Source organism: Candidatus Chryseopegocella kryptomonas (assembly GCF_001536065.1).
Lineage (GTDB): Bacteria > Bacteroidota > Ignavibacteria > Kryptoniales > Kryptoniaceae > Kryptonium > Kryptonium kryptomonas.
This window is the reverse complement of the sequence record NZ_CZVW01000004.1, coordinates 57929-79615: the sequence shown is the minus strand read 5'-3', so window position 1 is coordinate 79615 and position 21687 is coordinate 57929. Positions and strand designations below refer to the sequence as shown.

The window sequence follows — 21687 nt, the reverse complement described above, 5'->3', positions numbered from 1 at the left end:
ATTTTATGAGCGGAGAAAATATCAAAGGCAAAAAAATTAGCGTTATAGGTGGAGCAAGAAGCGGTCTTGCGGTTGCTAAACTTTTAAAAAAGTTCGGTGCAGATGTTTTTATAAGCGATATGAAGAAGCCAGAAGAAATAAAATATGTCAAATTCACATTGCAAGAGCTTGATGAGTTAGGGATCAAGTATGAATTTGGAGGGCACAGTGAGAGTGTCTTTGAGTGTGATTTTATGGTAATAAGTCCTGGGGTTCCGTCAAATTCTGAAGTTGTTAAGAAGGCAGTTGAGCGAGGTTTGAAAGTGTTAAGTGAGATTGAGGTTGCATCATGGTTTTGCAAAGCTCCAATTGTTGCTGTAACAGGGACGAACGGAAAGACGACGACAACAAGTTTGATAGGTCATATTTTTAAAACAGCCGGTTTTAAAACGATCGTTGCTGGAAATATCGGAAGCCCATTTTCGGATTATGTTTTGGATGTTGATGAGGAAAGCGTTGTTGTTTTAGAAGTTAGCAGTTTTCAACTTGATCATATTGAAAGTTTTAAACCCAAAGTTGCGGTTCTTCTCAACATAACACCGGATCACCTTGATAGATATGCATCGTTTAGCGATTACATTCTTTCAAAGTTTAGAATTTTCAAAAATCAAAGAAGTGATGATTTTGCAGTTTACAATTACGATGATGAGATAGTTCAACCTTATGTTGAGCAACTTGATGTGATAAAGATGCCGTTTAGTGTTTTGGAGAAATTATCTTGCGGTGCTTTCGTTGAGGATGATTATTTGGTTTTTAATTTTAAAAACAAAAAAGAGAGAATTCTCAAAATGAGCGAGCTCAGATTAAGGGGAATTCACAATGTTTATAATTCTCTTGCAGCTGCTCTTGCTGCAAGGGCTATGGAGGTAAAGGATGAGATAATAAGAGAGAGTTTAAAGAGTTTTGAGGGGGTTCCGCATCGCCTTGAATTTGTGCGTGAGATAAACGGTGTAAAATTTATTAACGATTCAAAAGCGACAAATGTTAATTCGCTTTGGTATGCGCTTGAAAGTTTTGATGAGCCGATCATCTTAATAGCTGGGGGAAGGGACAAAGGAAATGATTATTCAAAGGTTTATGATTTGGTGCGAAGGAAAGTTAAACTCATTCTTGCTATTGGTGAGTCAAGGGAAAAAGTTTATAACGAGTTTAAGAATTTAACAAGGGTTATAAAAGTTGATTCAATGGAGGAAGCGGTCAGAAGAGCATATGAAGAAGCCAGACCGGGCGATGTTGTTCTTCTTTCCCCGGCTTGTGCAAGTTTTGATATGTTTGAGGATTTTGAGCACAGAGGCGAAGTTTTTAAAAAACTTGTAAATCAATTGTGATGAAATATCGTGAGCAACATATTGACAAAGTTCTTTTTATGTTTGTTTTAGCGTTGATGTTTATCGGAATTTTGCTTGTTTTCAGCTCAACGGTTTATATTGCAAATTTGAAATATGACTCCGCCACTTATTTTCTTGAAAATCACATTCTTCGTGTTTTGATTGGTTTTGCGGTGATGGTGTTTTTTATTGTTTTCGTGGATTACAAAAAATTGAAAGATTGGGCATTTTATATTTTTGCGGTAAGTTTGATTTTGCTTGTTCTTGTTCTGTTCATTGGAAAGGGGACAGCGAAAAGATGGCTTGTCTTGGGTCCTGTGAGCGTTCAAGTTTCTGAACTTGCGAAGCTTGCTCTTATAATTTATCTTGCTTATTTGGTTGAGAAAAATGCTCATAGATTGACAAGTTTTAAACTTGGTTTTCTTCCGTTGTTTGCAGTAATTGTTGCTGTGTCTGGTTTGATAGTTCTTCAAAAAAGCTTTACGATGGCGTTTATAGTTTTTTCTACGGGAATGATTTTGCTCTTCCTTGGTGGAGTAAGGATCGGACATCTTTCGGTTGGGTTGGCTTTAGGTCTTGTTGTTTCTGCTTTGATGTTAATTATTGAGCCGTATCGTTTTCAAAGGTTACTTGCTTATCTTGGATTTGAAGACGCAAGGCAGGGTGTAAAGCATCAAGCGGTTCAAGCTTTGATCGGGCTCGGGAACGGTGGTTTATTTGGAGTTGGGCTCGGGCATAGCAAACAGCGTGAGCTTTATTTACCGCTTGCTTATGATGATTACATATTCTCAATCTTTGGGGAAGAATACGGGTTCATCGGTTCTCTTGTGCTGATTTTTATCTTTTTTGTGATTTTTTATCGTGGAATTAGAATTGCTAAATATACGCCTGATGAGTTTGGGAAAATTCTTGCAAGTGGAATTACCTTTGTTATTTTCTTGACCGCTGTCGTTCATATTGCGGTTGTTTCAGGGATTTTGCCACCGACGGGAATACCACTCCCGTTTGTAAGTTATGGTGGCACTGCGATGATTGTAAATTGTGCAAGCGTTGGAATTTTGCTTAACATTTCAAAGCAAATTAAACATTGAAATGGTAAAGATAATGATTTCAGGTGGTGGAACAGGCGGACACATTTTTCCGGGAATAGCGATTGCAGATTCAATTAAGAAAATTAAACCTGATGCGAGAATAATTTTCGTTGGAACAAAAGGCAAAATTGAAGAAAGGGTTGTGCCAAAAGCAGGATATGAATTTAAAGCAATTTGGATTTCGGGATTTATGCGCTCGCTTGATATTAAGAATTTACTTTTTCCATTCAAGCTTATTGTGAGTTTAATTCAATCTTTTTTGCTGGTTAAGAAGTTTAAACCAAATGTCGTCGTTGGAACCGGTGGCTATGTGAGCGGTCCTGTTGTTTTTGTTGCTTCTTTGCTTGGAATTCCGACCTTGATTCAAGAACAAAACAGTTATCCGGGTGTGACAACACGATTTCTTTCATCACTGGTTGATGAAGTTCATATAAGTTTTGATGCGACGAGGAAGTATCTCAAACGAAAGGATAATGTTTTTCTTTCAGGTAATCCTGTAAGAAGCACATTGAAAATTTATCAAAAAGATGAAGCTTTGAAATTTTTTAATCTTGAAACTGGAAAAAAGACATTGTTTGTCTTTGGTGGAAGTGCAGGTGCGAGGTCAATAAATAACGCAATGCTTGAGATAATAGATGAAATCGTTGATAAAGGAATTCAGGTGATCTGGCAAACTGGAGCTTTGGATTTTGAGAGAGTGATGGAAAAGTGTAAAGATAAAAAATCGGTTAAAGTTTTCAAGTTTATTGACGAGATAGATTATGCTTATTCTGCGTGTGATCTTGTGATTTGTAGGGCTGGAGCAACGACGATAGCGGAGATAACTTATTTCGGGCTTCCGGCGATATTTGTCCCTTATCCATTTGCGACAGCGAACCATCAATATGAGAATGCTAAAGTTTTATTTGAGGCGGGAGCAAGTGAAATTATACTTGATGATAAATTAAAAGCGGAGCTGAGGGAGAAAATTTTTAAATTAATTGATGATGAGCGAAGATTGAATGAGATGAGAGAAAAGGTAAAAGCATTTTCAAATCCGAATGCAGGTGAGACGATAGCGAAAGCAATTTTAAAATTAGCAGAAAGAAGAAATGTTTAGCACGGTTAAAAAAATACATTTTGTCGGAATTGGAGGAATAGGAATGAGCGGAATTGCTGAAATTTTGCTTGATCAGGGTTTTAAAGTCACCGGTTCTGATAAGCAGTTATCGGAGATAACGGAACGACTTGAAAAGCTTGGAGCGAAAATTTACGAGGGACATTCGCCAGAACATATAGATGAAGATGTTGATGTGGTTGTTTATTCATCCGCTGTTAAGATGGATAATCCTGAAATTCAGGAAGCCATAAGGCGTAAAATTCCGTTAATACGTAGAGCTGAAATGCTTGCAGAACTTATGCGTTTAAAATATGGCATCGGGATCGCTGGAACTCACGGCAAAACGACGACTACATCAATGGTCGGACTTGTGTTAATTGAAGGAGGATTTGATCCAACTGTAATCGTTGGTGGAGTTTTGCGTGATCTTGGCGGAACGAATGCACGGCTTGGTCATGGGAATTTTATAGTTGTTGAGGCGGATGAATTTGACAAATCTTTTCTTCAACTTACACCGACAATTGCGGTCATCACGACACTTGAGCCAGAACATCTTGATTGTTATGGAAGTGTTGATGAATTGAAATCAGCGTTTGTTGATTTTGCAAATAAAGTTCCTTTTTATGGATTTGTGGTTTTGTGTCTTGATGAGCCGATGATTCAGGATATAATTCCGCAGATCAAGAAGAAAATCATAACCTATGGCTTAAATGCACAAGCAGATGTTCAAGCAATTGATCCAGAGTTTAAAGAAAGAACATCGTCATATACCTTGATTTATAAAGGGAAAAATTTTGGGCGTGTGAATTTGCAGGTTCCCGGAATTCACAATGTTAAAAATTCGCTTGCAGCTGTTGCGGTTGGAATGGAACTTGGAATTAATTTTGAGAAAATAAAAAATGCAATTGAGAAATTTAAAGGTGTTTATAGACGCTTTGAAATTCGTGCGGAGATAAATGGAATTATGGTTGTTGATGATTATGCTCATCATCCAACGGAGATAAAAGCGGTTTTACAGGCTGCAAAGGAAGGATGGAAAAGAAGAGTGGTTGCTGTTTTTCAACCGCATCTTTATTCAAGGACGAGAGATTTTTATCAGGACTTTGGGCGTTCGTTTTTCAATGCGGATGTTTGTGTCTTAACAGATGTTTATCCAGCAAGAGAAGAGCCAATTGAAGGAGTAAGCGGAGAATTGATCGCTGATTCAGCTAAAAAATTCGGACATAAAGAGGTTCACTATGTCCCGGATAAAAAACAAATTCCAGAGTATCTGATGAAACTTGTTAAGTCAGGAGATATGGTGATATTTATGGGAGCTGGCGATATAACGAAAATTTGCGGTGAGTTCATTAACAAATTGAGTGAAAAGTTTAAAGATGATTAATCTTGAAGAAATAAGAGAAATAGTCAAAGGGAAGATTTTGCTAAACGAACCGCTTGCGAAGTATTCAACATTTAAAATTGGTGGACCCGCTGACATTTACATTGAGCCGAGAAATGTGGATGAGCTTTTGAATTTGTTGAGGTATTTAAAGGAGAAGGAAATTGATTTTGTGATTCTCGGAAACGGAAGCAATGTTTTGATAAGCGATGAAGGTTTCAGAGGCGCAGTGATAAATCTTGAATCAGGTTTGAACTTTATAAAAGTTGAGGCTGAGTTTGTCGTTGCTGGAGCAGGTGTTAAGTTAGCAAGGTTTGTTGATTTCTGTATTGAGAATGGTTTTCGTGGTGTTGAAATGCTTGCTGGAATTCCGGGAACGCTTGGTGGTGCAATCATTATGAACGCAGGAGCTTACTCAGGAGAGATTTCAGATTATCTTGTTGATGTTGATGTGATAAGGGATTTCAATCTTGTGCGACTTAAAAAAGACGAGTGTGGATTTGGATACAGGACATCAAAATTGGCAAATGATGTTGTCGTTCAGGCAAGGTTTAAATTTCCACCCGGAGATATAGAGGAAATGAAAAAGATAAGGCGTGAAATTTTGATAAAACGAAATTTATCTCAACCTGTTAATTTCCCGAACGCTGGAAGTATCTTTAAAAATCCGCCCGGAGATTATGCAGGAAGATTGATTGAGCATGCAGGTTTGAAGGGTGTTCAAATTGGAGATGCCCAAATTTCAGAAAAACATGCAAACTTCATAATTAACAAAGGAAATGCTAAGGCAAAAGATGTGCTTGAACTTATAAATCTTGCACAATCAAAAGTTTATGAGAAATTCGGAGTTAAGCTTGAACTTGAGATCAGATTGATTGGATTTAAGGAAGAAGAAATCAAAAGTTTGGTGTGAAAGGTGAAACTTGCGGAAAGAGAAATAAATAGGTGGATGTTTTTCACTATTGCTGGAATTTTCCTCGTGTTAATTTTTGGAGCTATGAACTGGCGTGAGAACAGGGTGATAAATAAAATTATAGTTAAAGGAAACGAAACGATTCCTGATGATATAATTTTAAATCTTGCGGGTGTGAAAATTGGCGAAAAATTTACACTTGTAAATCTTTCCGAATTAAGACGAAAGGTTGAATCTCATAAGTTCATAAAGCAAGCGAATGTTTATACAAATTTGCCCGATGTTCTTTTGATTGAGGTTGAGGAAAGAAAACCAATTGCGATGGTAATTTTTCAAGGAAAAATTTACTATGTTGATTATGATGGTTATGTCATACCGTATGACGATGTCAAAAGAATTTTTTCTGTTCCTTTGTTGAATCTGGATTATAAGCCCGTTAATGTTTTTGCCGACTCAGCTGGTGCATTGAGAAAGCAGTATGAACTTGTGAAGCTTGCGATTGAAAAAGATGTTTACAATTTGATTTCGGAAGTGAAATTTAAAAATGGTGAATTTATCATTTTTGCTGGTGATAGTGCTGTTGTGGTTTTTCTTGGTGAAGGAAATTTGGATAAAAAATTTTTAGCCTTAAAAAAATTCTGGGCGCAAGAAGTTCAAGGTAAGGCGTCGCCTGTGTATGTTGATTTAAGGTATGAAGGAAAAATTTATGCAAAGTTTAAATCAAAAAATTAACAAAGAATATGTCAGAGATAATAGTTGGACTTGATGTTGGTACAAGTAAAATCTGCGCACTTGTTGCGTCGCTTGAGGATAACGGGAAGGCAAATATCCTCGGGCTTGCGAAAGTCCCCTCAGAGGGATTGTTGCTTGAAGGCAATGTTGTAAACATTGAAAGAACAGCTGAATCAATTCGCAAAGTTATTAACATGGTTGAAAATCAATCTGGTGAAAAGGTAAAAAGTGTTGTGGTTGGAATTGCAAGCGGTGATCTCAGAGGAATGGAAAGCGTAAGTGTTATAGCGACAAGACCTCCAAAGCACATAATTACGCAGGATGATGTCGTTCGTTTGGTAAATGAAGCCAGAAACATAAGACATTCTTCGGATACGGAAATAATTCATGTGTTGCCACAGGAGTTTAAGGTTGACGGTGTTAAAATTGAGAAAAGTCAGGATCTGATTGGAATGGTTGGTATAAAGGTTGAGGCGAGAGTTCATATAATTCTTGCGAAGTTAAGTGCGGTTGAAAATTTGAGACAGGCGGTTATGAGGGCTGGGTATGAAGTTGAGGATTTTGTTTCTGAACCACTTGCTTCTTCTTATGCTGTTCTTGATCCAGAAGAAAAAGAAATAGGCGTTGTTTTGATTGACATCGGCGCAGGAACGGCGGATATTTCAATTTTTGAAGATAATGTTTTGAAATACACGGGCTCGCTTCCAATCGCAGGAAATCAAATAACAATGGATATAAGAAAGGCATTTACCATACCAAAAGAACTTGCAGAGAAATTAAAGATAACGGAGGGTTATGCTTATTTAAATGAAATTATGGAGGATAAAATCATCACGGTTCAAGGTGTAGGTGGGAGAGGACCTTTTGAGATAACAAGGTCAATGCTTTGCAGAGTAATTCAGCCAAGGGTTGAAGAAATTTTTGAGTTGCTTTATAAAGAACATTTGAGGGAATATGTCAGGTCGCAGAATTTATCCGCAGGCATAGTTTTAACAGGAGGAACATCTCTTTTGAAGGGAATAGATAAACTTGTTGAAGATAAGTTTGAAATGCCTGTACGAGTTGGAATTCCAAGCAGATCAAAATTTTCTGGTGGGCTTGTCAATGAAATAGAAAATCCGATTTATTCAACTGTTGTTGGTCTGGTTCTATACAAAATTGACGAGATACAGAAAAGCAGGGAAAGGTCCGGTCGTGGTTTAAGTGATGCGGTGAGAAAACTTATGGAATTTTTCAAAACGATTTTTCATTAAAAAATTAACACAGGAGGTTTGCCGTGATTACATTAGCAGATGAATCATCAGGTAGAGCAAGTGGTGCCGGTGCAAAGATTAAAGTTGTTGGAGTGGGCGGTTGTGGATGTAACGCAATTAATAATCTCGTGAAGAAGGGAATCACAAACGTAGAATTAATTGCGGTAAACACCGACATTCAATCTTTATCCGAATGCAGGGCGCAGATAAAAATTCAAGCTGGCAAGAATTTAACTAAAGGACTTGGTGCTGGAGCAAAACCTGAGGTTGGTCAAAAAGCAGTTGAAGAGGTCAGCGATGAAATAGCAAAATTTATTGAAGGAAGTGATCTTGTCTTTGTCACCGCAGGTATGGGCAAGGGAACGGGAACAGGTGGAGCGCCAGTTGTTGCAAAAATAGCGAAAAGTTTGGATGCTCTTGTTATAGGGCTTGTTTATACACCTTTTGATTATGAGGGCTCAATTAGAGCAAGGATTGCAGAAGAAGGACTTAAAAAATTAAGAGAATCGGTTGATACGCTCATCGTAATTAGCAATCAAAAATTATTGATGCTTGCGGGAAACAATGAGATTTTATCGGCTATTGAATATGGGAATGAAGTTCTTAACAATGCTGTTCGCGGTATAACCGATATAATAACGAAGCCGGGAATTATAAATGTTGACTTTAATGATGTCAAAACAATTATGCGTGACATGGGAGATGCTTTGTTAGGGACGGGTGTTGGTCGTGGTGAACATAGAGCAACGGAAGCATCTCAAAAAGCGATTTCAAATCCACTCGTTGAAGGTCTGTCAATCGTTGGAGCCAAAGGCGTTTTAATTAACATTGTCGGTAATAAAGTTACATTGAAAGAGATTGACGATGCGATCAAAGTAATAACTGAGAAAACGGGTGAGGAAATTAACTTAATTTATGGAGTTGTTCTTGATGATTCAATGAATGATGAATTGATGGTTACGGTCATAGCCACGGGACTTGGTTCAACAATTTATCCAACTCCTAAGACACCACCGCACGGCACAAAAAAAGTAATCTCGGTTTATGATTCGGATGAGAAAAGTAGCCAAGTTGAGAAAAATTTGCGCGTTCCCGCTTATCTACGCAAAGGAGTTATAATAAGTGAAAACAAAAGTGCAACGAGGATTGAAGGAAACATAGCAGAAGAGGATGATAAGCCATCATTTTTAAAGCAGGTGATAGATTAAAAATAAAAACTCGGATGGAATGAAACTTAACAAAGTGGAAATAGAGTCAAATCTTAAAAATTTCAGCGGATGGTTTTACGACGAGAGTAGCGATGCAATAGTTAAAGATTTTAAATTTAAAAATTTTCAGGAAGCGATGGCATTTGTTTTAAGAGTTGCTTTTGAAGCTGAAAAGATGGATCATCATCCTGATATTTTGATTGAATATAATCGTGTTCGTTTGACTTTGCGAACACATAGTGAGGATGGTGTAACGCTGAAAGATTTTGAACTTGTTGGTAGGATAGAGAAAATTTGATTTTGAAGTTTCAAAATTTTATATTTGTAGTTGAAGAGAGCCGAGGTGGCGGAATTGGTAGACGCGCACGTTTGAGGGGCGTGTGGGGAAACCCGTGCGGGTTCGAGTCCCGCCCTCGGCACTAAATTTTTTCCTTCCGAAAAATTAAATTTTTTTTAACCCTTCTTTTTTATCGCTTCTCTCTTGACTTTTCAAAAATGGCTTTTTAAATTTTTAATGCCAAAATAAAAACAAAAATGGCATCTACCATGCGTGTTCTTACAATCCTTTCTTTACTTTTAATCGCATTTAATCTATCATTCGGTCAGGGAAGCGGGGCTTACACCGCATCTGTTACAGGTAAAATAGTTGACAATGAGGGTAAACCAATTCCTGATGTTGAAGTTATTGCAAAAAATGTTGAAACTGGTTACACCCGTGGTGCAATTACAACATCTTCGGGAATTTACAACATTTTATCAGTCCCGCCGGGGAAATATGAAATAAGCGCTCTCCATGTTGGATATGGTAAACAGACAAAAATTGTTGAGTTAATGGTTGGCGAAAAAGTTACGGTTAATTTCACACTTGTCCCAAAAGAAATCCAGGTTGGCGAAGTTGTTGTAACAGCTGAGGCTTTGGATTATGAAGTTAAGAAAACGGAACTTTCAGTGCCGTTAAGACCTCAACAAATTTCTGAGCTCCCTGTAAATACTCGTAATTTCCTTGAGCTTACTGCTCTTGTCCCGGGAATGAAACCGATAGGTTCAACCTTTGGAAGTGGTGCAATGCAACCGACTTGGGTTGGTTTTTATTTTGAAGGAACTGAGTTTAAAAATGAGATAGTTGAAGGTGGTCTTTCAGGACAATTTTTAAGTGGAGGCAATCCATTTCCGCTTGATGCTGTGAAGGAAGCAAGAGTTATAACACAACTTTACAAAGCGGAGTATTCAAAAGCTGCCGGTGGAGTTGTGACTGCAGTTTCAAAAACTGGAACAAATGAATTTCACGGCACAGCATTTTTCACATATCGTGATAGGAATTTGAATGCTCTTGGCGTTTTTGAAAGAGAGAAACCCGGGTTCAAGCGTCGTCAAACTGGTTTAAGCCTTGGTGGACCAATTATAAGAGACAAACTTCATTTCTTTGTATCTTATGAAGGAACTTTTCTTGATAAGTTCGCAACCGTTGTCGTTGGACCTCAATTTTCACAATACGCAGGGACTTATCATGTGCCATTTGCGGGACATGTTGGTGTTGCAAGGTTAACATATCAACCATCTATCAATCATTACTTTGACTTCACTTACTATGGAAGGTATGACAGAGATTATATGGGTATCGGTGGCTTATCTGTTTATGAAAGAGGACGATTGTTCCACAATAGAGTTTATAACTATGTTTTGAAGCATCAGTATATAATTTCGCCAAACTTGATGAACGAGGCAAGAATTAACTTCCAACGCTATAATTGGGAGATTGCAAACATAGCTCCTTATCCAACGCCTGGCAAAATCTATCCAAGTGCTTACATAGGTGCATTTTCTCACGCACCACAGAATTGGTTCCAGGATCGTTATGCTTTTTACGATGACATAACCTATACAAGAGAAAATCATGTTTTCAAAGCTGGATTTTTCATTCAAAGATTGAGATATGAAGCAAATCAAAAACTTTATTTGCATCCGATTTTCTATTTCAGAACGGACACAAGCACCACGCCATGGCAGGCAAGAGTTGGCGTTGGAGTTCCAACAGTTGAAAAATGGAACACGCAGTTTGGTGTTTATATCCAAGATGATTGGACGGTTACTCCGTATTTGACATTGAACCTTGGGATAAGGTGGGATTATGAGACGAATATGATTAACAACGATTTTGCAGTTCCTGACACTGTTAGAAGAGATTTAATTAATTTCTTTGGAGAAAAATATTTCTCAACTGGCAAAGATAGAAAGCCGTATTGGAAAGCATTTCAGCCGAGGTTTGGATTTTCATACGACATAAGCAAGGAAGGTAAGACAGTTATATTTGGTGGAGCTGGGGTTTATTATGATAGGCATGTTTGGAATGTTGCTTCTGATGAAATTTTGAGATACACCTGGAAAGTTTATTATCTCTATTTTGGAACTGGTGCAGGACAGATCCCGTGGGATAATAGGTATTACAACAGGGATGAATTGTTGAATTTAATTTCTCAGGGTAGAGTTCCAGCTCCGGAGATATTTTTAATTCCGAACGACTTAAAACCACCGATGACAGTTCAATATAGCCTTGGTCTCAGGCAGAGGTTTGGTGATATTATTTTGAGCTTGAGCTATACAGGAGTTCGTGGCTATAATGAAATAACAACTTACAACGCAAATGCAAGATCAAGATTGAGCACCAAATACGGACCGATTCAAGTTTGGACAGATGCGGGAAACTCATGGTATGATGCTATATACTTTACATTTGACAAGCCGTATAAACCTGGTTCATGGGGCTTTAACATTGCTTATACGCTTTCCTGGACATACGATGAATTTGACAACACGATTTACTACGGTTATTCATACTATACAAATCCAGATATGTTGAAGAAAGCTCCATCTACGCTTGACGAGAGACACAGAATTTCAATCAATGGTACATTTGATTTGCCATTCGGATTTAAATTAAGTGGTTGGGGAACATTTGCAACCGGAAGACCATATCTTGTCTACTATGGAACGGATGTTAATAATGACGGTGTGATAGGAAATGATTATCCTGCGGGATTGGGTAGAAATGCAGGAAGAGTTCCGGGGCAAAGATTTATCTTTAAGTATGTATTTGCTGAAAGAAATGTTAATCTGCGTTTGTCAAGAGATTTCAAATATCGGGGCTTTACATTGACATTGATGGTTGAAGCGTTTAACGTGTTTAACTGGTCAAACTTCGGTAGTTATGTTGGGAATATGAGCTCACCGCTTTTTGGTAATCCAACGACCGCAGGACCCAAGAGACAAATTCAACTTGGGACGAGAGTTAGTTTTTAAGTGAGTGATTTTTAATTAAAAACCCCGAGGGAAATCCTCGGGGTTTTTTTTATTTTTCAACTTATTCGGTATCCCGTGAGCTCACGCCTTATTCCTCGCTCTGCAGGTGTTGCTGGGGTTTCGTGTTTGACTGGACCTATGTTCGGGGAAAGCCAGATATAATTTTTTGATGTGAAGCTTGTTACTACAATACCTCCAACGCTTGCTGAGCCAGTAACTGTGGCTTCAAATTTATATGCGACGAATTTTCCAGCCGGAGTTTGAACCTCTTCTTTTACGCTGATATTTCCTGTTATAGCAACTTTTATGTTTAAAGGAATCGTCTGTCCTTGATAATTTACGACAAGCGTGGTATCAAGGTTTAAAATCGTGTAAGGTTCGTTTAAGTTTCCAGATGTTTTAATAAACGGGACCCAGCGTCGGTATTCAAAACCGGGAATGCCAACTGTGTTAGTAAGGTCTATCCACGCATATAGATAATCCCCTTCAAGATAAATTAACAAAGTGTCAACTTCTGTGCTCCTTTGATATTTTAGTGAATCAATCACAACAAATGGATTTTTACCTTCAAATTGGATTTGACCGACAATTGTAGTGGAAGATGAAAAATCTGTCCCTGAGATTTTCACGCCAGCTGTGTCAATTTCATAACCAGAATAAGACCAAGCATTGCCAATTTTTAGAGGGAAAAGGTTTGATGGTATTGTTTCAACCGGGCTTACAGTTTCTTTTTTGCAACTTGAGATAAAAAGCAAAATTAAAATTGCTGAAATTAAACTTAAAAATTTTTTTCGTTCCATAGTTTAATCAAATTTTAGTGAGTCAGTTATCTTCTTAACTCTTGAAGCCGAAGCGTAAAGCGCTTCTTTTTCTTCATCTGTAAGTTTAAGCTCAATTATCTCCTCAACACCTTTTCTTCCAAGTTTAACTGGAACTCCGACAAATACATCGTTCAAGCCATATTCTCCTTGAAGCAAAACAGAGCAAGGCAAAATTCTCTTTTTATCTTTTACAATTGATTCAACCATCTCAACTATCGCAGCTGATGGGGCGTAGTAGGCGCTTCCAGTTTTGAGATAACTCACGATTTCAGCACCACCTTCACGAGTGCGTTTTACAAGTTGATCAATTTTTTCCTTTGGTAAAAGTTCAGAAATTGGAATTCCTGCAACCGTTGTATATCTTACAAGTGGAACCATATCGTCGCCATGTCCGCCAAGAACAAAAGCATAAACATCCTCAACCGAAACATTTAGCTCCATAGCGATAAAAGTTCTAAATCTTGCGGTGTCAAGAACGCCAGCCATTCCAATAACTCTATGTCTTTCAAATCCGCTCACCTTCCATGCGGTGTAAGCCATAACATCAAGCGGATTCGTTACGACGATAATGATCGCATTTGGAGATTTTTCAATTGATTTTAAAGTTGCCTCTTTTACAATTCCAAAGTTCGTGTTCAAGAGGTCTTCCCTGCTCATTCCCGGCTTTCTTGCAACGCCAGCAGTGATGATGACAATATCAGAGTTTGCGGTTTCTTCATAACCGTTTGTTCCTATGACCTTTACATCTGCTCCAGTTATTGGTGTTGACTCATACATGTCAAGTCCTTTACCCTGCGGTATTCCTTCAACGATATCAACAAGGACGACCTCATTTGCGAGTTCATTATCAATGATTCTTTGTGCAGTTGTTGCTCCTACATTTCCGGCGCCGATGATTGTTATCTTCATTTTAATTCCTCCTTGAAGTTTATTTTTAAGGTGCTTTAATTTGCAAGCGAGTCAACCGGGTAGACGCTTACAATTTGTTTGTCTTTTGTTAAGTATTCAAATTTCACAATGCCGTCAATCTTCGCAAATAAAGTATAATCCTTTCCCATTCCGACATTTAAGCCGGGTTTAAATTTTGTCCCTCTTTGTCTTACGATTATATTTCCGGCTCTTACAAATTCACCGCCGAATTTTTTTACGCCAAGTCGCTTTGAATGGCTATCTCTTCCGTTTTGTGATGAACCGCCACCTTTTTTATGTGCCATTGTTAATTCACCTCCTACTTTTGTTTTTATTTTATTAAAGAAGCAACTTTCGTTTCAAGCGCAGCAAGTCGTTCTCTTATCTGAATTGCTATGTCAATTTTTTCATCAAGCCGTTTGATCTCGGTTCTGAACTCATTCTTGAACGATTCCAGCTCTTTCTGCAATGAGTCAAACCTTGCATTTATCTCGCTTCTAAAAGAAGATGATTCAGCGTGGATAGCGTTGATTTCAGTTTTAAATTCTTTCTGCGAGGCATCAAACTTAGCATTTACTTCGTTTTTGAAAGATGCTAATTCAGTGCGGAGAGCATTGATTTCAGTTTTAAACTCCTTTTGCAATGCGTCAAATTTTGCATTTGTTTCATTTTTGAACGAGGTTAATTCAGTGCGGAGAGCATTGATTTCAGTTTTAAACTCCTTTTGCAATGCGTCAAATTTTGCATTTGTTTCATTTTTGAAAGAGGTTAATTCAGTGCGGATACTGCTGATTTCTGTTTTAAATTCTTTCTGCAATGCGTCAAATTTTGCATTTGTTTCATTTTTGAAAGATTCAAATTCCTTCCTCATTGAATCAAATTTTGCATTCATTTCATTCTTAGCCGATTCAATTTCATTTCTCATAGTGTCAAATTTAGCACTTGTCTCATTTTTAAATGTGGCTAACTCATTTCTTACAGAATCAATTTCAGCCTTGAGCTCAGAGCGGACAAGGTCAATTTTTTCATCAAGCCGTTTGATCTCGGAATTAAACTCAGCCCTAAACTCGCTTATGCTTGATTTTATATCCTGAAGCTCGGGGACGATCAATTCCTGAATTATTTTCTTTACATCTACCTTCGGCATTTTAGTTTGCTATTTTATTAAAGAAGCAACTTTTGTTTCAAGTGCAGCAAGTCGTTCTCTTATCTGAATTGCTATGTCAATCTTTTCATCAAGCCGTTTGATCTCAGTTCTGAACTCATTCTTGAACGATTCCAACTCTTTTCTCAAAGAATCAAATTTGGTATTTGTTTCATTCTTAAATGATTCCAACTCAGCTCGTAGAACGCCAATTTCAGATCTTATTTCATTGTTTGACGAAGTTAATTTTGTCTCAATCCTTTTCATCTCAATATCAACCTTCTCATCAAGCCGTTTAATTTCAGTTCTAAGCTCGCTTATGCTTGATTTTATATCCTGAAGTTCGGGGACGATCAACTCTTGAATTATTTTCTTTACATCTACCTTCGGCATTAACTTTCAATTGAGATTTTGTTTATTTCAATTTGCGTATAATTTTGCCTGTGTCCTTTTGTAACTTTATAACCTTTGCGACGTTTCTTCTTGAAGACGATAATTTTTTCTCCCTTCACATGCCCAAGGACTGTTGCTTCAACGAATGCACCCTGCACGAATGGATTTCCGATGTAAGTTTTTCCATTTTCTTTAAGCATAAGAACGCTTGAGAATTTAACTTTGCTTCCAGGTTCTGCATCAAGTTTTTGGACGAAAATTTTATCTGCTTCCTTAACCTTATACTGGTGACCACCGATTTTAACAACAGCGAGCATCTTTCCCTTTCTTTTGTTTTAAATTCATCTTGAGCAAAGATATTTAAATTTAGCAAATCAACCCCAAAAAAACAACACAGCAAGTTTGGTTATCTTGGGCTTCTTTCTTAATTTTAAATTAAACTAACCTTAATTTTGAGCCAGAAAATGGGCAGAAACATAGTCGCAATAGTTGGAAGACCAAATGTCGGAAAATCAACGCTTTTTAACAGAATAATTGGAGAAAGAGACGCTATCGTTGACCCTAAAAGTGGTGTCACACGAGATAGACATTACGGAACTGCAGAGTGGAACGGGAAAAAATTCACAATTATAGACACAGGTGGCTATGTCCCTGATTCAGATGACATATTTGAAACGGCTATAAGAGAACAAGTTCAAATAGCAATTGATGAAGCAGATGTTATAATTTTCGTCGTTGATGGCGTCTCGGGAGTTACTCCTCTTGACCTTGAAATTGCGAAAATTTTAAGGCAGACGAAGAAAAAAGTTATTCTCGCAGTGAATAAAATTGACAACGAGAGAATGGAACTTTATTCAACACAATTTTATGAACTTGGAATTGGTGAGCCATTTCCGATTTCAGCGCTTCACGGGAGAAAAGTTGGCGATTTCCTTGATGAGGTTGTAAGAGACCTACCAGAAACAAGCGATGAAATAGATGAGAATAAAAATCAAATAAAAGTTGCTATCGTTGGGCAACCAAATGTCGGCAAATCATCTTTCGTTAACGCAGTCATTGGTGAGAATAGAATTATTGTAACCGATATACCTGGCACAACTCGTGATTCAATTGACACAACTTTTGTTTACAATGGGACTGAATTTGTTTTAATTGACACCGCTGGATTGAGAAAGCGAAGCAAGATAAAGGAAAGTATTGAATTTTACAGTGCCATAAGGGCTTTGAAGGCAATTGAAAGATGTGATGTTGCTGTTGTTATGCTTGATGCAACCTGTGGGCTTGAAAGACAAGATTTGAGGATTATAGGAGAAACAGCGGATTTGAAAAAAGGAATTGTGATAGCAGTTAACAAATGGGATTTAATTGAAAAAGATTCAAATACCGCAATTGAATATGAACACGCTTTGAGAGAAAGATTAAAAGTTTTTGATTATGTTCCGATTTTGTTTATTTCTGCAAAGACAAAACAAAGAATTTTCAAAGTTCTTGACCTTGCGAAAGTTGTTTACGATGAGAGAAACAAAAGAGTTAAAACGAGCGAATTAAACAAAGTTTTCTTTCCAATTTTCAAAGACACGCCACCACCTGCGGTTTCGGGGAAGGAGATAAAAATTAAATATGTAACGCAAGTTAAAACTTCTCCACCTGTTTTTGCTTTCTTTGCTAACTTCCCCGATGATATTCCAGAGCATTATAAAAGATTTCTTGAAAACAAACTTCGTGAGCATTTTGGCTTCGTTGGCGTCCCGCTTACGCTTGTGTTTAAGAAAAAATGATTGACAATTTCCAAGCCATTTTCTATATTTTTATGTGTCAAAATTTTACAGCGAAAAACTATGAAAATTTTAATTGTTGATGATGTTCAGGAAAGCCTTGAACTTTTGAAAGAAGTTTTTGAATCAATGGGTTATTCCGTTTTGACCGCAAGAAATGGAATTGAAGCGATGGAAATTCTCGGGGAGGAAATTGTAGACCTTATAATTTCCGATGTCTTGATGCCGAAAATGGATGGTTTCCAACTTTGTAGAGAAGTCAAAAAAATCAATCGCTTGAAAAACACGCCGTTTATTTTTTACACCGCAAATTATACTGATCCAGAAGATGAAAAATTTGGACTTGGGCTTGGAGCAGACGCTTATCTTATGAAACCAGTTGATATACAAGTTCTTATCAACACTGTTGAAAAACTTCTTCATAAAAATCGTTTCACCGCTGATGTGCAAAATGAATCAATAAGCGATGATGTGCAGTATTTGAGGGAGTATAACACTGTGTTAATTAGAAAACTTGAAGATAAAATGTATGAACTTGAACGGGCGAACGAAATGTTAAGGCGAATGAACGAGGAACTTCAAATTTCGCACGAGCAATATAAAAGTTTATTTGAAAATGCGGGAAAACCAATTTTCATAGTTCAACCTGAAACATGGATGGTTCTTGACGCAAACGATCAAGCAGAGAATTTATTGAAATGTTCAAGGGATGAAATTTTAAATTTGAGTTTTGAAAAGTATAAAAAATTTTTCCAGCCACTTTTTGAAGGGCAAAGGGTTGTGAATTTTGAAACGACGATGATTGATTTTGAAGGTGTTGAAAAATTTGTTGAGATGACCGCAAACTTAATTGGTTATGCGCACACAAGCACAATTCAAGTTATAGTTTCAGATTTGACCGAGAAGAAAAAAATTCAGGATGAATTAATTCAGACCGAAAAACTTGCTTCGCTTGGGAGATTGTCCGCTGCGATTGCCCACGAGATAAGAAATCCGCTCTCTGCGATAAGTGTTAATCTGCAATTTTTGCAGAGAAGATTTGCAGATGATACCCCAGAGAGAAAATATCTTGATCTTGCTATTGAAGGTGTTAGGAGAATTGAAAAAATTGTTGAAGCGACATTAAACTTCGCACGCCCAAGTAAGCCAGTTGTCAAAGAGGAAGATATAAACGAAGTCATCAATGCAACCCTTCCGCTTGTGGAAATTTCAACTTTGAAAAAGAAAATTCAAATCATCAAAAAACTTGAACCTAATCTTCCAAAAGTGAAGATTGATTTTAAACAAATTCAACAGGTCATTTTGAATATCTTAACAAATGCAGTTGATGCAATTGAGAAAACGGGGGAGATAAAGATAAAGTCGTATCTTGAGAGTGATTTTCAAAACTCTTTTGTCGTTGTTTCAATAAGTGATACTGGTTGCGGAATTCCAAAGGAAGATATTCCAAAAATTTTTGAGCCATTTTTCACTAAAAAAAGCGATGGCACTGGACTTGGTCTTGCAATTTGCAAGCAGGTTATGAACAATCACGATGGAAAAATTGAAGTTGAAAGCGAATTAAACCGAGGAACAACATTTTATTTGAAGTTTAAAGTAAAATAAGGAGGTGAAGAAATGAAGTTCAAAGTTATGGTAATTGATGATGACGAACTTTTCAATCGTTCCATAACGCAGGTTTTGAAGGATTCAGGTTATGATGTTGTTTCTTATCTTTCTGGTGAAGAAGCGTTGAAGAATTTGCAAGACGATCAACCAGATATAATTTTGCTTGATATTTTTCTTAAAGATGAAAATGGTCTTGATGTTTTGAAGAAGATAAAAGCAGAAGATTCACTACTTCCTGTTTTAATGATAACTGCTTATTCAGATGTAACTCTTGCTGTTCAGGCGATAAAACTTGGTGCGGATGATTTTATACTCAAACCGCTTGATTTTGAACAGCTTGAGGTGGCGATGCAAAAAGCGGTCAAGAATTTGAAATTACAGCGTGAGGTTCAACAATTAAAAGAACAATTATCCGAGCAAGCAAGCGAATATAAAATAATAGGGCAGAGCAAGGGACTTCGCGAAGCTTTATCTCTTGCTGAGAAATATGCGCTTGGCGATGACACAACGGTTCTGATAAGCGGGGAAACAGGAACAGGGAAAGAGTTAATAGCAAGATACATCCACGAAAAAAGTTCAAGGCGAGATGGACCATTCATTGCTATAAATTGTGGCGCAATTCCGAAAGATTTGATTGAAAGCGAGCTTTTCGGATATGAACGTGGGGCTTTCACGGGTGCAACGGATAAAACGAAGCAAGGAAAATTTGAGCTCGCCCACGGCGGAACTATCCTGCTTGATGAAGTTGGTGAGTTAAGCCCGGAAGCACAGGTTAAACTTTTGAGAGTTCTCCAGGAAAAAAAATTTTATCGTCTCGGTGGGACAAGAGAAATTTCTGTTGATGTTAGAGTTATCGCATCAACGAATAAAAATTTAAAAGAAGAAGTTGAAGCAGGGAGATTTAGAAGTGATCTTTACTATCGTTTGAATGTCGCCACAATTCATCTTCCACCTTTAAGAGAGAGGAAAGAGGATATACCTTTGCTTGCGATGTTTTTTATGGATGAGTTCAATAAAAAGTTCGGCAAAAACTTTACAGAAATTGATGATAAAGCGCTTGAAATTCTCAAATCTTATCCTTGGCCTGGAAACATAAGAGAATTGCGAAACACGATTGAAAGAATAGTCCTTGTTGAAAACGATACGAAAATAAAAGCAGAGCATTTAAAACATTTGCAACCGGTTGAATTTAAGCACGAGATGCAGGACGGAATGGACGATTTCGTTTTGAAAATTCCACCGACAGGTGTGACAATGGATAAAGTTTTGCGTGAGCTTATAATTCAAACATTGCGAATAACAAACGGAAATCAAATTCAAGCAGCTAAAATTCTTGGCATCACACGCTCAAAGTTAAGATATAGAATGGAGCAGTTGAAAATTGAGCAAAAGAAAATTTTAAAATAATTTCAAGGAGGGAGATGATTTTAAGCGACAAACGAATTCTTGAAGAAATTGAAAAAGGAAACATCGTCATTGATCCATTTGATATAAACTGTCTTGGCACAAATAGTTATGATGTTCATCTTGGTGAATGGATGGCTGTTTATAAGAACGAAATCCTTGATGCGAAAATTGAAAATGAACTTGAATACTTCAAAATCCCACCGGAGGGAATAATTTTATATCCGAATAAACTTTATCTTGGCGTTACGCTTGAATATACTGAAACGCACGGGTTTGTCCCATTTCTTGAGGGCAAATCAAGCGTGGGTCGGCTTGGAATTGACATACATTCAACCGCTGGTAAAGGTGATGCTGGATATTGCAATCACTGGACACTTGAAATCTCGGTTAAGCAACCTGTGAGAATATATGCGGGGATGCCAATTGGGCAATTGATATATTTTGAAATCTCTGGTGAGATTTTAACACCATACAACAAAAAGAAAACTGCGAAATACAATCAGCGTTCAAACAAGCCAATTGGCTCAATGATGTGGAAAAATTTTTTATGATTTTAAAACCTTCGCAACCTCTTTGAGAAGCGTTAAGGCATCTTTAACATTTTTGAAATGAACAAACATAACCTTCGCTTAATTTTTATGCTTCAACGCCTATGCTTTCAAGAATCTTTTTCGTGATCTGGCTTATTTCGCCGATGCCGTTTATCGTTTTCAGAATTCCTTTCTTTGCGTAGTAATCAAGAACGATTTGCGTTGATTCTCTGTAAACTTTTAATCTATTTTTTATGACTTCTGGATTATCGTCGCTTCGCTGGTATAATTCACCACCACATCTTGGGCATTTGTTATCATTGGGTATTCTATCAATTAAAAGGTTAAACACAGCGCCACAATTTCTACAAACACGACGATTTGTCAGTCGTTTTATAATTTCTTCATCGTTGACCTCAATGCTTATGACAAAATCAAGTTTTATATTCAACTCATTGAAAATTTTGTCAAGCGCTTCCGCTTGTGCGATTGTCCTGGGGAAGCCATCAAGAATAAAACCATCTTTACATTTTTCAGAAGATAAAACTTCTTTTATGATTCCAATCATCACATCATCCGGGACGAGTTCTCCTTTGTCCATATACGATTTTGCTTTAAGACCGAGCTCAGTTTGGTTTTTAACCGCTTCTCTTAACATATCACCTGTTGAGATGTGCGGGATGTTAAATTTTTCAGAAAGAATTTGTGCTTGAGTTCCTTTTCCAACGCCAGGTGGACCGAAGAGAATAAGTCGCATAA

Annotated in this window: 21 protein-coding genes and 1 tRNA gene; 15 read left to right on the top strand and 7 right to left on the bottom strand. The window is 37.3% G+C overall.

Features of this window, described 5'->3' with window-relative positions; genetic code table 11:
• Positions 1 to 5 precede the first annotated feature (5 nt).
• The 11 genes from murD (at position 6) to AWW83_RS02460 (ending at position 12341) form a co-directional block, all read left to right on the top strand.
• Positions 6 to 1367, top strand: a complete 1362-nt coding sequence (murD, locus tag AWW83_RS02510; RefSeq protein ID WP_092348128.1) for a UDP-N-acetylmuramoyl-L-alanine--D-glutamate ligase — start codon at positions 6 to 8, stop codon at positions 1365 to 1367.
• The gene (ftsW, locus tag AWW83_RS02505) at positions 1367 to 2458 is read left to right on the top strand and encodes a putative lipid II flippase FtsW (protein WP_092347963.1); all 1092 of its coding nucleotides are present in this window, start codon (positions 1367 to 1369) and stop codon (positions 2456 to 2458) included. Before murD ends, ftsW begins: the two co-directional genes overlap by 1 nt.
• 1 nt (position 2459) lies before the next feature.
• Positions 2460 to 3557 carry an undecaprenyldiphospho-muramoylpentapeptide beta-N-acetylglucosaminyltransferase gene (gene murG / locus AWW83_RS02500; protein WP_092347960.1) on the top strand — a complete coding sequence of 366 codons (1098 nt, stop codon included), beginning with the start codon at positions 2460 to 2462 and terminating at the stop codon, positions 3555 to 3557.
• Positions 3550 to 4941 (top strand): UDP-N-acetylmuramate--L-alanine ligase, encoded by a 1392-nt coding sequence (gene murC, locus AWW83_RS02495; RefSeq protein WP_092347957.1) that lies wholly within the window; start codon positions 3550 to 3552, stop codon positions 4939 to 4941. Before murG ends, murC begins: the two co-directional genes overlap by 8 nt.
• Positions 4934 to 5851: a UDP-N-acetylmuramate dehydrogenase gene (gene murB, locus AWW83_RS02490; protein ID WP_092347954.1), complete on the top strand. Its 918-nt coding sequence runs from the start codon at positions 4934 to 4936 to the stop codon at positions 5849 to 5851. The genes murC and murB overlap by 8 nt, the downstream gene beginning before the upstream one ends.
• Positions 5852 to 5854: 3 nt before the next feature.
• Complete coding sequence (locus AWW83_RS02485; RefSeq protein ID WP_092347950.1) at positions 5855 to 6583, top strand: cell division protein FtsQ/DivIB; 729 nt, start codon at positions 5855 to 5857, stop codon at positions 6581 to 6583.
• A gap of 8 nt (positions 6584 to 6591) precedes the next feature.
• Positions 6592 to 7836, top strand: coding sequence for a cell division protein FtsA (gene ftsA, locus AWW83_RS02480; protein ID WP_092347947.1), 1245 nt, complete (start codon positions 6592 to 6594; stop codon positions 7834 to 7836).
• Between the two features lie 23 nt (positions 7837 to 7859).
• Positions 7860 to 9044 (top strand): cell division protein FtsZ, encoded by a 1185-nt coding sequence (gene ftsZ, locus AWW83_RS02475; protein WP_092347944.1) that lies wholly within the window; start codon positions 7860 to 7862, stop codon positions 9042 to 9044.
• Between the two features lie 19 nt (positions 9045 to 9063).
• A complete protein-coding gene (locus tag AWW83_RS02470) occupies positions 9064 to 9342 on the top strand; it encodes a 4a-hydroxytetrahydrobiopterin dehydratase (protein ID WP_092347941.1) in 279 nt (92 codons plus the stop codon).
• A gap of 39 nt (positions 9343 to 9381) precedes the next feature.
• Positions 9382 to 9463, top strand: a tRNA-Leu gene (locus tag AWW83_RS02465).
• Positions 9464 to 9590: 127 nt separating this feature from the next.
• A complete protein-coding gene (locus AWW83_RS02460) occupies positions 9591 to 12341 on the top strand; it encodes a TonB-dependent receptor (RefSeq protein WP_159421081.1) in 2751 nt (916 codons plus the stop codon).
• Positions 12342 to 12397: 56 nt separating this feature from the next.
• Here the strand turns inward: AWW83_RS02460 and AWW83_RS02455 are convergent, their stop codons facing one another.
• The 6 genes from AWW83_RS02455 to rplU are packed head-to-tail and all read right to left on the bottom strand — an operon-like array spanning position 12398 to position 15925.
• Positions 12398 to 13141, bottom strand: a complete 744-nt coding sequence (locus AWW83_RS02455; protein WP_092347935.1) for a TapB family protein — start codon at positions 13139 to 13141, stop codon at positions 12398 to 12400.
• Positions 13142 to 13144: 3 nt separating this feature from the next.
• Positions 13145 to 14071, bottom strand: coding sequence for a malate dehydrogenase (mdh, locus tag AWW83_RS02450; RefSeq protein ID WP_092347932.1), 927 nt, complete (start codon positions 14069 to 14071; stop codon positions 13145 to 13147).
• A gap of 35 nt (positions 14072 to 14106) precedes the next feature.
• Positions 14107 to 14376, bottom strand: coding sequence for a 50S ribosomal protein L27 (gene rpmA, locus AWW83_RS02445; protein ID WP_092347929.1), 270 nt, complete (start codon positions 14374 to 14376; stop codon positions 14107 to 14109).
• 26 nt (positions 14377 to 14402) lie between these two features.
• Positions 14403 to 15218, bottom strand: a complete 816-nt coding sequence (locus AWW83_RS02440; protein WP_092347926.1) for a coiled-coil domain-containing protein — start codon at positions 15216 to 15218, stop codon at positions 14403 to 14405.
• A 9-nt stretch (positions 15219 to 15227) separates the two neighbouring features.
• Positions 15228 to 15608, bottom strand: coding sequence for a hypothetical protein (locus AWW83_RS02435; RefSeq protein WP_092347923.1), 381 nt, complete (start codon positions 15606 to 15608; stop codon positions 15228 to 15230).
• Entirely contained in the window at positions 15608 to 15925 is a 318-nt protein-coding gene (gene rplU, locus AWW83_RS02430) for a 50S ribosomal protein L21 (RefSeq protein WP_092347920.1), read from the bottom strand. Before rplU ends, AWW83_RS02435 begins: the two co-directional genes overlap by 1 nt.
• Positions 15926 to 16072: 147 nt before the next feature.
• Here rplU and der point away from each other — a divergent pair, with 147 nt between their 5' ends.
• The 4 genes from der to dcd are packed head-to-tail and all read left to right on the top strand — an operon-like array spanning position 16073 to position 20949.
• On the top strand, positions 16073 to 17386 hold the full coding sequence (der, locus tag AWW83_RS02425) for a ribosome biogenesis GTPase Der (RefSeq protein ID WP_092347917.1): 1314 nt from the start codon (positions 16073 to 16075) through the stop codon (positions 17384 to 17386).
• Positions 17387 to 17446: 60 nt separating this feature from the next.
• Complete coding sequence (locus tag AWW83_RS02420; protein ID WP_092347914.1) at positions 17447 to 18988, top strand: ATP-binding response regulator; 1542 nt, start codon at positions 17447 to 17449, stop codon at positions 18986 to 18988.
• 12 nt (positions 18989 to 19000) lie between these two features.
• A complete protein-coding gene (locus AWW83_RS02415; RefSeq protein WP_092347911.1) occupies positions 19001 to 20398 on the top strand; it encodes a sigma-54-dependent transcriptional regulator in 1398 nt (465 codons plus the stop codon).
• A 14-nt stretch (positions 20399 to 20412) separates the two neighbouring features.
• Positions 20413 to 20949, top strand: a complete 537-nt coding sequence (gene dcd / locus AWW83_RS02410; RefSeq protein WP_092347908.1) for a dCTP deaminase — start codon at positions 20413 to 20415, stop codon at positions 20947 to 20949.
• A gap of 85 nt (positions 20950 to 21034) precedes the next feature.
• On the opposite strand, the gene AWW83_RS02405 is transcribed toward dcd, so the two are convergent.
• The gene (locus tag AWW83_RS02405; RefSeq protein WP_092347905.1) at positions 21035 to 21685 is read right to left on the bottom strand and encodes an adenylate kinase; all 651 of its coding nucleotides are present in this window, start codon (positions 21683 to 21685) and stop codon (positions 21035 to 21037) included.
• Positions 21686 to 21687 lie beyond the last annotated feature (2 nt).